The organism is Anoxybacillus pushchinoensis, from assembly GCF_900111795.1.
GTDB classification, from domain to species: Bacteria; Bacillota; Bacilli; order Bacillales; family Anoxybacillaceae; genus Anoxybacillus; species Anoxybacillus pushchinoensis.
Genome location: NZ_FOJQ01000002.1, coordinates 45,555 through 58,539, shown reverse-complemented (window position 1 = coordinate 58,539; position 12,985 = coordinate 45,555). Strand labels below are relative to the sequence as shown.

Below are 12,985 nucleotides of genomic sequence, written 5' to 3'. Positions count from 1 at the left end.
CGCCTTCTTTGCCCGTCCATAATTGAACGAGCGTTCGCTCAACATTTTTGAAAGGGCTTTCTTATTACGAAAAGGGGGAGAAACATGGGGAAAACGGTCATTGTTAGCGGGGTACGCACGCCATTCGGAAAGTTTGGTGGAAGTTTAAGCTCATTTAGCGCAGTACAGCTCGGTGGAAAGGCGATCAAGGAGGCGTTAGCGCGCGCAAACGTTCGTGCAGAAGATGTCGATGAAGTCATTTTCGGCACGGTATTGCAAGGTGGACAAGGGCAGCTCCCATCGCGACAAGCCGCAAGAGAGGCAGGCATTCCGTGGGAGACGAAAACGGAGACGATCAACAAAGTGTGCGCCTCAGGGATGCGTAGCGTCACGCTCGGCGATCAAATTATTCGCGCAGGTGATGCCGACGTGATCGTGGCTGGGGGAATGGAATCGATGAGCAATGCGCCGTATATGTTGCCGAAAGCGCGCTGGGGATTGCGCATGGGCGATTCGACGGTAAAAGATATGATGGTGTATGACGGATTGACATGCAGCTTTACAGGCGTGCATATGGGGATTTACGGAAGCGAAACAGCAAAAGAGTTAGGCATTACGCGCGAAGAGCAAGACCGCTGGGCGTATCGAAGCCATCAATTAGCGATTGCTGCAATGGAAGGCGGCAAACTGGCAGAAGAAATTGTTCCTATTACCGTTCCACAACGAAGAGGAGAACCGATCACGGTAGCGGTTGATGAATCGCCACGAAAAGATACATCGCTTGAAAAATTAGCGCAACTTGCACCAGTTTTTGATCCGACGGGAACGATTACCGCAGGCAATGCACCAGGGGTCAATGACGGGGCTGCCGCGCTCGTATTAATGAGCGAAGAACGGGCGCAAAAAGAAGGTCTTACTCCGCTTGCGACGATTGTTGCACATGCGGCGATTGCGATTGAAGCGAAAGATTTTCCGAAAACGCCCGGCATTGTCATCAATGAATTGTTACGTAAAACAGGAAAAACGGTACATGATATCGACTTATTTGAAATTAACGAAGCGTTTGCTTCCGTCGCTTTAGCGAGCATGAAAATTGCCGACTTGCCGGAAGAAAAAGTGAACGTCAATGGCGGCGCGATCGCGCTTGGGCACCCGATCGGAGCAAGTGGGGCGCGCATCATTATTACGCTTATTCACGAATTAAAACGTCGCGGAGGCGGCACTGGCATCGCAGCGATTTGCAGCGGTGGCGGTCAAGGTGATGCGATCATGATTGAAGTTCATTAACGGGGGATGGGACGATGAAAAAAGTAATGGTTGTTGGTGCTGGTCAAATGGGATCAGGCATTGCCCAAGTGTGCGCCACAGCAGGATATGACGTTATTTTAAACGATGTCAATGAAGAGCGCGTACAATGGGGGCTTAACAATATCGCAAAAAGTATAAACAAATTCGTCGAAAAAGGGGCGCTAAGCGAACAACAGCGCGATGAAGCGATGAGCCGCATTCGCACATCGACCGATTTGCGTGATGGAAGCGACGTCGATGTCGTCATCGAAGCAGTCGTTGAACATATGGATGTGAAAACAGCACTGTTTGCCCAGCTAGACGAAATCACACCTCCGCATGCCATTTTAGCAACAAATACGTCCTCACTACCAATTACAGAAATCGCTGCAGCTACGAAACGACCAGAAAAAGTGATTGGCATGCATTTTATGAACCCTGTACCGATTATGAAACTCGTCGAAATTATTCGCGGTCTCGCAACAGCTCATGAAGTGTATGAAGCGATTGAACAAATGACAAAAACGTTAGGAAAAGTGCCAGTTGAAGTAAACGACTTCCCAGGATTTGTTTCTAACCGCGTATTAATGCCGATGATTAACGAGGCCATTTATTGTTTATACGAAGGTGTCGCGACGAAAGAAGCGATTGACGAAGTGATGAAGCTTGGAATGAATCATCCGATGGGACCGCTCACTTTAGCGGACTTTATCGGCTTAGATACGTGCTTATACATTATGGAAGTACTTCATGATGGACTTGGTGATGACAAATACCGTCCGTGTCCGCTTTTACGTAAATATGTGAAAGCTGGTTGGCTGGGCAGAAAAACAGGGCGAGGATTTTACACGTACGAATAAAGGGGTTGACAGCATGAATGTACATTTTACAGAAGAACAACAAATGATGCGTCAAATGGTGCGCGAATTTGCGGCAAATGAAATTGCACCGTTCGTTGAGCGGATGGAGCGCGGCGAGTTTCCGCGCCCCATTCTCGAAAAAATGGCAGAGCTTGGTTTAATGGGCATTACTGTGCCTGAGCAATATGGCGGCGCAGGGATGGACTTCACGTCATACATTATTGCCATTCATGAAATTTCAAAAGTAAGCGCAACTGTCGGGGTCATTTTATCCGTTCATACATCCGTCGGCACAAACCCGATTTTATACTTCGGAACGGAAGAGCAGAAGCGAAAATATGTGCCAAAGCTCGCTCGGGGCGAATATTTAGGGGCGTTTTGTTTAACAGAGCCAGGATCAGGTTCCGATGCGGCAAGTTTAAAAACGACAGCTATTCGCGACGGTGACCATTACGTATTAAATGGCTCAAAAGTATTTATTACAAACGGAGGCGAAGCGGATACGTATATCGTATTTGCCCGCACAAATCTCGAAGAAAAAGGAAGTAAAGGGGTAAGCGCATTTATCGTTGAAAAGAATACCCCTGGCTTTGTGATCGGAAAAGACGAGAAAAAAATGGGGCTTCACGGGTCGCGCACCGTTCAATTATCGTTTGAAGATATGCGCGTGCCAGCAGAAAACTTGCTCGGGCAAGAAGGTGATGGCTTTAAAATTGCGATGGCTAATTTAGATAGCGGTCGCATCGGTATCGCAGCCCAATCGCTTGGTATTGCCGAAGCTGCGCTTGAACATGCGACGAACTACGCGAAAGAGCGCATCCAGTTTGGCAAGCCAATTGCAGAACAACAAGGTATTGCTTTTAAACTAGCAGATATGGCAACGAACGTCGAAGCTGCTAAATTGCTCGTTTACCGGGCAGCTTTTTTACGCGCAAACGGCATGCCGTGCGGAAAGGAAGCATCGATGGCGAAGCTGTTTGCATCAAAAACAGCGATGGAAAACGCGATTGAAGCGGTGCAAATTTTCGGAGGAAATGGCTATACAGAAGACTATCCGGTTGAGCGGTTATTCCGCGACGCGAAAGTATGTGAAATTTACGAAGGAACGAGCGAAATTCAACGGCTCGTCATTAGTAAACATGTGTTAAGGGGGATGGAGAAATGAATTTTCAGTTAAGTGAAGAGCATGAAATGATTCGAAAAATGGTGCGCGATTTTGCGAAAAATGAAGTCGCGCCGACAGCGGCCGAACGCGACGAAGAAGAGCGATTTGATCGCAGCATTTTTAATAAAATGGCGGAGCTCGGCTTAACAGGCATCCCGTGGCCAGAGGAATACGGCGGCATCGGAAGCGACTATTTAGCATACGTGATTGCTGTTGAGGAACTGTCAAAAGTGTGCGCATCAACAGGAGTAACGCTTTCTGCTCACATTTCGTTAGCGAGTTGGCCAATTTATAAATTTGGGACGGAGCAGCAAAAACAAACGTATTTACGGGCGTTAGCGACGGGAGAAAAGCTCGGAGCATACGGGTTGTCTGAACCGGGGGCTGGTTCTGACGTGTCATCGATGAAAACGCGTGCCGTGCGCGATGGCGACCATTACGTATTAAACGGTTCGAAAGTATGGATTACAAACGGTGGAGAAGCGGAAATTTATATCGTTTTTGCGGTGACAGATCCAGAGAAAAAACATCGCGGCATAAGCGCATTTATTGTTGAAAAAGGAACGCCTGGATTTTCGATCGGAAAAAAAGAGAAAAAGCTCGGCATTCGTTCATCACCAACGACGGAGCTCATTTTTGAAGACTGCCGCATTCCGAAAGAAAATTTGCTCGGTGAAGAAGGAGAAGGATTTAAAATCGCTATGATGACGCTTGATGGCGGTCGAAATGGTATCGCAGCGCAGGCGGTTGGCATCGCGCAAGGCGCGTTAGATGCAGCGGTCGAATACGCAAAAGGGCGCGTTCAATTCGGCAAGCCAATTGCAGAACAACAAGGCATTGCCTTTAAATTAGCGGATATGGCAACTGCCATTGAAGCGGCGCGCTTACTAACATATCAAGCAGCATGGCTTGAATCAAACGGCTTGCCGTACGGAAAAGAATCGGCAATGGCGAAATTGTTCGCGGGTGATACGGCGATGAAAGTTACGGTCGAAGCGGTACAAATTTTCGGCGGTTACGGTTATACGAAAGACTATCCAGTCGAACGGTTTATGCGCGATGCAAAAATTACGCAAATTTATGAAGGAACGCAAGAAATTCAACGTCTCGTCATTTCAAGAATGTTAACGAAATAAGGTGGGATGAGATGAAAAAGCGTGAGGTACCAGCGTCCGTTAAAGACGAGCGGCTTGTGAAAAAAAGGCGCAATCAAATGATAAAAGGGGCGATTTCGCTATTTAAGCAAAAGGGGTTTCATCAAACGACGACGCGCGAAATTGCCCGCGCTTCCGGCTTTAGCATCGGAACGTTATACGAATATATTCGCAAAAAAGAGGATGTCCTTTATTTAGTGTGCGATCGGATTTACGATGAAGTGCGCGATCGTATGGAGCAGGCAATCGATACGACAAAAGGGGATTTAGATAGTTTAAAGCTAGCGATTGGCTACTATTTTCGCGTTGTTGATGAGCTGCAAGATGAAGTGCTCGTTATGTATCAAGAAGCGAAAGCGCTCGGCAAAGAATCGCTTCCGTACGTGCTTAATAAAGAATTGCAAATGGTTGCGATGTTTGAACACATTTTGCGACGCTGTGTCGACAATGGGGTATTTTCATTGACAGAGCAGGAAATTCAATTATTTGCACATAACATTTTCGTTCTCGGTCAAATGTGGGGGTTCCGTCGTTGGGCATTAAAAAAAATGTATACGCTCGATGAATATATTGAATTGCAAACGAAGCTATTGCTTGACGGCATTATAAAGCGGTAGCGAAAGGGGATGGGAGAAAGATGGCGCACATATATCGTCCAAAACATCACGTTCGCTTCGTAACAGCATCTAGTTTGTTTGATGGGCACGATGCGGCAATTAACATTATGCGCCGCATTTTACAAGCGAGCGGAGCAGAGGTCATTCACCTCGGCCATAACCGCTCCGTCGAAGAAATTGTGAACGCTGCCATTCAAGAAGATGTACAAGGAATTGCAGTTTCTTCATATCAAGGCGGTCATATGGAGTTTTTTAAATATATGTACGACTTATTGCAACAGCGCGGCGCTTCACATATTCGCATTTACGGCGGTGGTGGTGGCGTTATTATTCCAAGGGAAATAAAAGAATTGCACGAATATGGGATCGCACGTATTTTCTCGCCAGAAGATGGTCGGCGTTACGGATTGCAAGGAATGATTAATATCATGATGGAGCAATGTGATTTTCCGACCGTAAGGGAAATTACTGATGAAGTCGAGCGACTAGCAAGCGGGGATGTTCAAGCGGTGGCGCGACTCATCACCGTGTGTGAAAATCGCGTAAACGATCATAGTGAAGCAGCCGCTACGACAGAAGCTGCTTTACAACGAGTGAAGGCGATGGCAAAACGCGTTCCGGTAGTCGGTATTACGGGAACGGGTGGTGCTGGGAAAAGCTCGCTTACTGATGAGCTTGTGCGTCGTTTTTTAAACGAAATTCCCGAGAAAAAAGTGGCGATTTTATCGGTTGACCCGACGAAGCAAAAAACGGGCGGTGCGTTGCTTGGCGACCGCATTCGTATGAATGCGATTTCTTCGCCGCGCGTATATATGCGCAGTTTAGCGACGCGCAGTTCCCGTTCGGAATTATCGCTCGCCATTCAAGATGCAATTGAAGTCGTCAAGGCAGCAGGCTTTGATTTAGTCATTGTCGAGACGAGCGGGATCGGGCAAGGTGATGCGGCGATTAAAGATATTTGCGACATTGCGATGTATGTTATGACGAGTGAATTTGGCGCACCATCGCAACTTGAAAAAATCGATATGATCGACTATGCCGATCTCATCGTCATTAATAAATTTGAGCGCAAAGGGTCAGAAGATGCAAAGCGTCAAGTGCAAAAGCAATATCAGCGCAGCCATCAATTGTTTGATCGCGATGTGAGCGACATGCCGGTGTTCGGTACGATCGCTAGCCAATTTAACGATCCAGGAACGAATACGTTGTTTGTCGCATTAATTGATTTAATTAACGAACGAATGGGCACGAATTGGACAACGACGTTACAAAAAGTCGATCATGTCGAAAAACAAAACGTCATTATCCCGAACGAGCGTCGCCATTATTTGCGTGAAATTGCCGATACGATTAGACAATATCATAAACGTGTCAATGAACAATGTGAGATTGCCCGCCGCATATTCCAGCTTGAAGGTGCCATCGAAGCGATGAACGAGCGCCATGATGAACAAGCGTTGTTAGCTTTACAAGAGGCGAAGCGGACATATGAGGAAAAGTTAACGCCGGAGTCAAGAAAGCTATTAGCATCATGGGAAGACGTGAAAAAGAAATATGCCGCAAAGGAGTTTGTGACGAAAGTGCGGGATAAAGAGATCGTCATCCCACTAACGACAAAAAGTTTAGCAGGGTTATATATTCCGAAAGTGGCGTTGCCGAAGTTTAAAGATTACGGAGAAATTTTACGATGGATTTATAAAGAAAACGTTCCGGGCGCGTTTCCGTTTACAGCAGGCGTATTTCCGTTTAAACGGCAAGGGGAAGATCCGAAGCGGCAATTTGCAGGGGAAGGGACGCCAGAGCGGACGAACCGACGTTTCCATTACTTATGTAAAGATGATCGTGCAAAACGGTTGAGCACAGCGTTTGATTCTGTAACGCTATATGGCGAGGATCCAAACGAACGCCCGGACATTTTTGGAAAAATTGGTGAGAGTGGTGTAAGCGTTTGTACGTTAGATGATATGAAAAAGCTATATAAAGGTTTTGATTTGTGCGATCCGCTCACGTCCGTATCGATGACGATTAACGGTCCGGCGCCGATCATTTTAGCGATGTTTATGAACACAGCGATCGATCAACAAGTCGAAAGGAAAGAAGCGGAGCTTGGGCGAAAGCTGACAAAAGAAGAATACGAGCAAGTGAAAGCATGGACGCTGCAAACGGTGCGCGGAACGGTGCAAGCCGATATTTTAAAAGAAGACCAAGGGCAAAATACGTGTATTTTCTCGACGGAATTCGCTTTGCGCATGATGGGGGACATTCAACAATATTTCATTGACAACCGCGCGCGCAACTACTATTCTGTTTCGATCTCAGGCTATCATATTGCCGAGGCGGGAGCGAACCCGATTACGCAATTGGCATTTACGCTCGCCAACGGCTTTACGTACGTGGAATACTATTTAAGCCGGGGGATGCATATTGATGATTTTGCACCAAACTTATCATTTTTCTTCAGCAACGGTCTCGATCCGGAATATACCGTAATCGGCCGGGTCGCACGGCGCATTTGGGCGGTTGCGATGCGCGAAAAATACGGAGCAAATGAACGGAGCCAAAAATTGAAATATCACGTACAAACGTCGGGTCGTTCACTACATGCCCAAGAAATCGACTTTAACGACATTCGCACGACGTTACAAGCGCTTATGGCGCTTCATGACAATTGCAACTCGCTTCATACGAACGCCTATGATGAAGCGATCACAACGCCGACTGAAGAGTCTGTTCGTCGCGCGATGGCCATTCAGCTCATTATTACAAAAGAGCACGGGTTGACGAAAAATGAAAACCCACTGCAAGGTTCATTCATTATTGAGGAGTTAACCGACTTAGTTGAGGAGGCGGTGCTAAAAGAGTTTGAACGCCTCGATGAGCGTGGCGGCGTGCTCGGAGCGATGGAGATGCAATATCAGCGCGGTAAAATCCAAGATGAATCGATGTATTATGAAATGAAAAAACATAGCGGAGAACTGCCGATCATCGGGGTAAACACATATTTAAACCCGAATGCTGCTGTCGAAGAAGAAATTGAAAGCCTACAGCTTGCACGCGCATCATACGAAGAAAAGCAATTACAACTTGAAAACTTACGCAAATTCCATGAAGAACATAAAGACGAAGTGGAAGCGGCGCTCGCTCGTTTAAAACATGTGGCAGTAAGCGGCGGAAACATTTTCGCTGAACTGATGGAGACGGTAAAAGTAGCAAGCTTAGGACAAATTACGAAGGCGTTGTACGAAGTCGGTGGACAATATCGCCGCAATATGTAATGTCGGGGAATGTCCCGACATTTTTTTTGGGAAACGCTCTAGCATAAAGTAAATGAATTTGTTTATAATGAATGGTATGGATTTTTGTTGTTTTCATACGTTTGAGAAAGGGAGTGCGGAAAGTGAGTTTGGAGCAATACTCTCAAGAACAATTGCGAGAGATGTCTTTCGTCGAACTTGCGTATTTGCTATTGTGTGAGAGAAAGCAGACGGTATCATTTCAAGAGATGGTCGAACAGCTCGTCGCGATAAAAGGGTTATCCGAAAGTGAAGTGCGCCCGCGCTTGGCGCAGTTTTATACAGATTTAAATGTTGATGGACGGTTTATTTGTATCGGAGAAACAGCTTGGGGCTTGCGCGCATGGTATCCATACGATCAAACAGAAGACGAAGCGGTACCTGTGGAACGCGTCAAGAAGAACAAGAAGAAAAAAGTGGCCGATGACTTTGATGACTTTGATGACATGGTCGATGAGGACGAATTAGTATATGACGATTTAGATGAGGAATTATTGGACGACGAAGAATTGTTAGACGACGATTTTGAATTAGATGAAGACGAAGAAGTGATTGACGACTTATTAGATGAAGAGCTAGATTTAGACGATGCTCCGATTGACGAAGAATTAGATGTTGTCGATGAAGAGCTTGAGTTAGAAGAAGATGAGGAATTATAACCTTGACTTTTTACATCGATATATGTAGAATTCTGTTTGGGCTCTTTTCATAGAGATACGTTCGCTCCCTTACATATTTGTAAGAGGAGCGTTTTTATTTTTCCCCGAATTCGCACACACTGTAACTATTCCAAATGAATCGAGGGGGAAGGTCATGACAAAATATATTTTTGTAACAGGTGGCGTTGTATCATCGCTTGGGAAAGGAATTACGGCTGCTTCACTTGGTCGCTTACTAAAAAATCGCGGCTTAAAAGTGACGATTCAAAAATTTGATCCGTACATTAACGTTGACCCAGGAACGATGAGTCCGTATCAACACGGAGAAGTATTCGTCACAGATGATGGCGCAGAAACAGACTTAGATTTAGGACATTACGAGCGCTTTATCGACATTAACTTGAACAAATACAGCAACGTAACGACGGGAAAAATTTACTCCATTGTATTGAAAAAAGAACGTCGCGGTGATTATTTAGGCGGTACGGTACAAGTCATTCCGCACATTACAAATGAAATTAAAGAGCGCGTCTTTCGCGCAGGTCGCGAAACGAATGCAGACGTCGTTATTACAGAAATCGGAGGAACAGTTGGTGACATTGAATCTCTTCCGTTTTTAGAAGCGATTCGTCAAATAAAAAGCGACGTTGGCCGCGAAAACGTGATGTACATTCATTGCACGCTTGTCCCATATATTAAGGCGGCAGGTGAGATGAAGACGAAACCGACGCAACATAGCGTCAAAGAATTGCGCAGCCTAGGCATTCAACCAAACGTCATCGTCGTGCGCACAGAAATGCCGATGTCCCAAGATATGAAAGATAAAATCGCCCTATTTTGCGACATCGATCCGAAAGCGGTCATTGAAGCGCGTGACGCTGACACGTTATACGCTGTCCCGCTTATGCTTCAAGAACAAAAGTTAGACCAAATCGTTTGCGAACATTTAAAACTAAACTGCAACGAAGCGGATATGACAGAATGGGTTGCGCTTGTTGAAAAAGTGCGCAACTTATCAAACAAAACAACGATTGCCCTTGTCGGAAAATACGTCGAGCTTCAAGATGCTTACATCTCTGTCGTGGAAGCGTTACGTCATGCGGGATATGCGTTTGATACGGATGTCGATATTCGTTGGATTAACTCCGAACATGTTGATCGGGACAACGTGGCGCAATTGCTGCAAGGAGTAAACGGTATTCTCGTTCCAGGTGGATTTGGCGATCGCGGCATCGAAGGAAAAATTGAAGCGATTCGCTACGCTCGCGAACAGCGCATTCCGTTCTTTGGCATTTGTTTAGGTATGCAGCTAGCATCCGTTGAGTTTGCCCGCCATGTCGTCGGTCTGAAAGGCGCTCACTCGGCAGAAATTGATCCGAATACGCCGCATCCGATTATCGATTTATTGCCGGAACAAAAAGACATTGAAGATTTAGGTGGAACGCTTCGCCTCGGCTTATATCCGTGCAAGCTTGTAGAAGGAACGAAAGCGTATGATGCGTATCAAGATGAAGTCATTTATGAGCGCCATCGTCATCGTTATGAATTTAATAACGAATATCGTACGATGATGGAAGAGAACGGCTTTATGTTTTCAGGTACAAGCCCAGATGGCCGTCTTGTAGAAATTATTGAGTTAAAAGATCATCCGTGGTTTGTTGCGGCGCAATTCCATCCGGAATTTACATCTCGCCCGACACGTCCACAACCTCTTTTCCGCGAATTTATTCGCGCATCGTTGCAAAAATAAAGGAGGATGTCCGATATGGGCATCCTCTTACTCGTATTCTGCGACAATTTCTTGCGTCATGAGCGCTAAACTATGATAAGCGAATAAAGCGGCAATCGCAGAAGGAAAGCCAACGCGTGTACCATCTTCTGTTGGAACGAGCGGCTGTTTTAAACATAAATCAATATGCACATCGACGTAATCAACAAGTGTTTGTGTCGTTTCTTCTATGATGGATGACATACCGATTGTCCATATGTTTTGTTCTTGAAGTTGTTTAGCGATGCGAATTGCTTCTTCATTTGTACAAAAGCATGAAACGATAAGCACGCGATCAGCGGTTGTTACTTCGTTTATATCTAGCCGTTTTACGTTTGGTAGCTTTTCAGCTCCATAAAGCGCCTCCGCAACAACTGCTTCCATTTCATCGATGCCGTAAATAAAAATCGTTCCGCTACTAATGATTGCCTGTGCAAGTAAGCGGGCAGCATCTTCAAACTGCTCTTCTTCTTGCGCGCTTATTCGTTGAAACACCCCAGCAAGCTGTGTCGATAATATTTTTAACATGGTGAATCCCCTTCCCATGCGACGTTGTCTATGGTGTTCATTATATTAAAAAATAAAAAAATGATCAAAATCCGAACATGAAGCAGGATAAATGGTAAAAAATTCGAAATAATGATACGATAATAAAGATAGGAGCTTTACATACGAAAATAGAGAAAATAGAGGTGTTGATATGGCGGGGAAGGTTTTAATTGTGGACGACCAATTTGGCATTCGTATTTTATTAAACGAAGTATTTCAAAAAGAAGGGTACGAAACGTATCAGGCAGCTAATGGTGTTCAGGCGCTTGATTTGTTTGCGAAACATTCCCCCGACTTAGTGTTGTTAGATATGAAAATCCCGGGCATGGATGGGGTTGAAATTTTAAAGAAGATGAAAGAGATGAATGAAAACGTCAAAGTCATCGTGATGACAGCCTACGGCGAACTAGATATGATTCATGAAACGAAAAAGCTCGGTGCGCTGACACATTTTGCGAAACCTTTTGACATAGATGATATGCGTGATGCAGTGAAAAAATATATTCGTTAACCATTGACAGCTTTTTGAACTTTTTTCACAAAGTTTCGTTCGTTTCGGTGAATAATGTTGATGTGTGGAAACAAAGTTTGTTATTCTTATAATGTACATACTATTCGAGGTCGTCTTGTATAAAATTGTCGTATTTTGGTCATTGTACATGTGAAAGGCGCTTTCGGATAGTGAACAATGGCTAATTTAAGGAGGATTTAACGATGCCTTTAGTTTCAATGACGGAAATGCTTAAACAAGCATTGGCAGGCAAGTATGCGGTCGGTCAATTCAACATTAACAACTTAGAATGGACACAAGCGATTTTAGCGGCAGCCGAGGAAGAGAAGTCTCCTGTCATTCTTGGTGTGTCTGAAGGAGCAGCTCGCTATATGGGCGGCTTTAAAACGGTTGTAAACATGGTCAAAGGATTAATGGAAGACATGAACATTACTGTTCCTGTTGCGATTCACCTTGACCACGGTTCTAGCTTTGAAAAATGTAAAGCAGCGATCGACGCTGGATTTACATCTGTTATGATCGACGCATCACATCATCCGTTTGAAGAAAACGTTGAAATTACATCAAAAGTGGTGGAGTACGCTCATGCGCGCGGCGTCTCTGTTGAAGCTGAGCTCGGAACAGTCGGCGGACAAGAAGATGACGTCGTTGCAGAAGGAATCATTTATGCAAATCCAGATGAGTGCGAGGAGCTTGTGAAGCGTACAGGCATCGACTGTCTAGCACCAGCGCTCGGTTCTGTACATGGTCCATATAAAGGAGAGCCAAAACTAGGATTTAAAGAGATGGAAGAAATTCGTGATCGTACAGGTGTACCGCTCGTATTACATGGTGGAACAGGTATCCCGACAGAACAAATTCAACGCGCTATTTCGCTCGGTACATCAAAAATTAACGTCAATACAGAAAACCAAATGGCGTTTACAAAAGTGGTGCGCGAAGTGTTAGCGAAAGACGAAAAAGTGTACGATCCGCGCAAAATTCTTGGCCCTGGCCGCGATGCGATTAAAGAAACAGTCATTGGCAAAATGCGCGAATTCGGTTCTTCCGGCAAAGCATTGTAATACAAGCCGCACCGTTTCAGCGTTTGCTGAAGCGGGCGGTTTTGTTTCATTCCATTTTGAAAGCGTTTAGGAGGTTGAA

General features: G+C 45.3%; 11 protein-coding genes. 10 read left to right on the top strand and 1 reads right to left on the bottom strand.

Going from position 1 to position 12,985, the window contains the following annotated elements; all coding sequences use genetic code 11:
• Positions 1–84: 84 nt before the first annotated feature.
• The 8 genes from BM213_RS01060 to BM213_RS01025 all read left to right on the top strand — a co-directional run bounded on the left by BM213_RS01060 (position 85) and on the right by BM213_RS01025 (position 10,764).
• Positions 85–1,266 (top strand): acetyl-CoA C-acetyltransferase, encoded by a 1,182-nt coding sequence (locus BM213_RS01060; RefSeq protein ID WP_091700092.1) that lies wholly within the window; start codon positions 85–87, stop codon positions 1,264–1,266.
• A gap of 14 nt (positions 1,267–1,280) precedes the next feature.
• Positions 1,281–2,126, top strand: coding sequence for a 3-hydroxybutyryl-CoA dehydrogenase (locus BM213_RS01055; RefSeq protein WP_091700091.1), 846 nt, complete (start codon positions 1,281–1,283; stop codon positions 2,124–2,126).
• 13 nt (positions 2,127–2,139) lie between these two features.
• Positions 2,140–3,291 carry an acyl-CoA dehydrogenase gene (locus BM213_RS01050; protein WP_091700090.1) on the top strand — a complete coding sequence of 384 codons (1,152 nt, stop codon included), beginning with the start codon at positions 2,140–2,142 and terminating at the stop codon, positions 3,289–3,291.
• Positions 3,288–4,427 (top strand): acyl-CoA dehydrogenase, encoded by a 1,140-nt coding sequence (locus BM213_RS01045; RefSeq protein WP_091700089.1) that lies wholly within the window; start codon positions 3,288–3,290, stop codon positions 4,425–4,427. The genes BM213_RS01050 and BM213_RS01045 overlap by 4 nt, the downstream gene beginning before the upstream one ends.
• 11 nt (positions 4,428–4,438) lie before the next feature.
• Positions 4,439–5,062 (top strand): TetR/AcrR family transcriptional regulator, encoded by a 624-nt coding sequence (locus tag BM213_RS01040; RefSeq protein ID WP_091700088.1) that lies wholly within the window; start codon positions 4,439–4,441, stop codon positions 5,060–5,062.
• A 20-nt stretch (positions 5,063–5,082) separates the two neighbouring features.
• The gene (gene icmF / locus BM213_RS01035) at positions 5,083–8,337 is read left to right on the top strand and encodes a fused isobutyryl-CoA mutase/GTPase IcmF (protein WP_091700087.1); all 3,255 of its coding nucleotides are present in this window, start codon (positions 5,083–5,085) and stop codon (positions 8,335–8,337) included.
• A gap of 122 nt (positions 8,338–8,459) precedes the next feature.
• On the top strand, positions 8,460–9,014 hold the full coding sequence (gene rpoE / locus BM213_RS01030) for a DNA-directed RNA polymerase subunit delta (RefSeq protein ID WP_244149153.1): 555 nt from the start codon (positions 8,460–8,462) through the stop codon (positions 9,012–9,014).
• Between the two features lie 154 nt (positions 9,015–9,168).
• Positions 9,169–10,764, top strand: a complete 1,596-nt coding sequence (locus tag BM213_RS01025) for a CTP synthase (protein WP_091700085.1) — start codon at positions 9,169–9,171, stop codon at positions 10,762–10,764.
• A 27-nt stretch (positions 10,765–10,791) separates the two neighbouring features.
• Here the strand turns inward: BM213_RS01025 and BM213_RS01020 are convergent, their stop codons facing one another.
• Positions 10,792–11,310 (bottom strand): DUF2529 domain-containing protein, encoded by a 519-nt coding sequence (locus BM213_RS01020; protein ID WP_091700084.1) that lies wholly within the window; start codon positions 11,308–11,310, stop codon positions 10,792–10,794.
• 172 nt (positions 11,311–11,482) lie between these two features.
• Here BM213_RS01020 and BM213_RS01015 point away from each other — a divergent pair, with 172 nt between their 5' ends.
• Together BM213_RS01015 and BM213_RS01010 are read left to right on the top strand one after the other, a co-directional pair.
• Complete coding sequence (locus tag BM213_RS01015; protein WP_004893064.1) at positions 11,483–11,842, top strand: response regulator; 360 nt, start codon at positions 11,483–11,485, stop codon at positions 11,840–11,842.
• Positions 11,843–12,045: 203 nt separating this feature from the next.
• Positions 12,046–12,906: a class II fructose-bisphosphate aldolase gene (locus BM213_RS01010; protein ID WP_004893063.1), complete on the top strand. Its 861-nt coding sequence runs from the start codon at positions 12,046–12,048 to the stop codon at positions 12,904–12,906.
• Positions 12,907–12,985: the final 79 nt, after the last annotated feature.

What these genes read in the sequence shown, in the direction of transcription:
- BM213_RS01040 (WP_091700088.1), top strand. Translation starts at nt 4,439, where the DNA reads ATGAAAAAGCGTGAGGTACCAGCGTCCGTTAAAGACGAGCGGCTTGTG.
- BM213_RS01015 (WP_004893064.1), top strand. Translation starts at nt 11,483, where the DNA reads ATGGCGGGGAAGGTTTTAATTGTGGACGACCAATTTGGCATTCGTATT.
- BM213_RS01050 (WP_091700090.1), top strand. Translation starts at nt 2,140, where the DNA reads ATGAATGTACATTTTACAGAAGAACAACAAATGATGCGTCAAATGGTG.
- BM213_RS01010 (WP_004893063.1), top strand. Translation starts at nt 12,046, where the DNA reads ATGCCTTTAGTTTCAATGACGGAAATGCTTAAACAAGCATTGGCAGGC.
- BM213_RS01055 (WP_091700091.1), top strand. Translation starts at nt 1,281, where the DNA reads ATGAAAAAAGTAATGGTTGTTGGTGCTGGTCAAATGGGATCAGGCATT.
- BM213_RS01025 (WP_091700085.1), top strand. Translation starts at nt 9,169, where the DNA reads ATGACAAAATATATTTTTGTAACAGGTGGCGTTGTATCATCGCTTGGG.
- BM213_RS01045 (WP_091700089.1), top strand. Translation starts at nt 3,288, where the DNA reads ATGAATTTTCAGTTAAGTGAAGAGCATGAAATGATTCGAAAAATGGTG.
- BM213_RS01060 (WP_091700092.1), top strand. Translation starts at nt 85, where the DNA reads ATGGGGAAAACGGTCATTGTTAGCGGGGTACGCACGCCATTCGGAAAG.
- BM213_RS01020 (WP_091700084.1), bottom strand. Translation starts at nt 11,310, where the DNA reads ATGTTAAAAATATTATCGACACAGCTTGCTGGGGTGTTTCAACGAATA.
- icmF (WP_091700087.1), top strand. Translation starts at nt 5,083, where the DNA reads ATGGCGCACATATATCGTCCAAAACATCACGTTCGCTTCGTAACAGCA.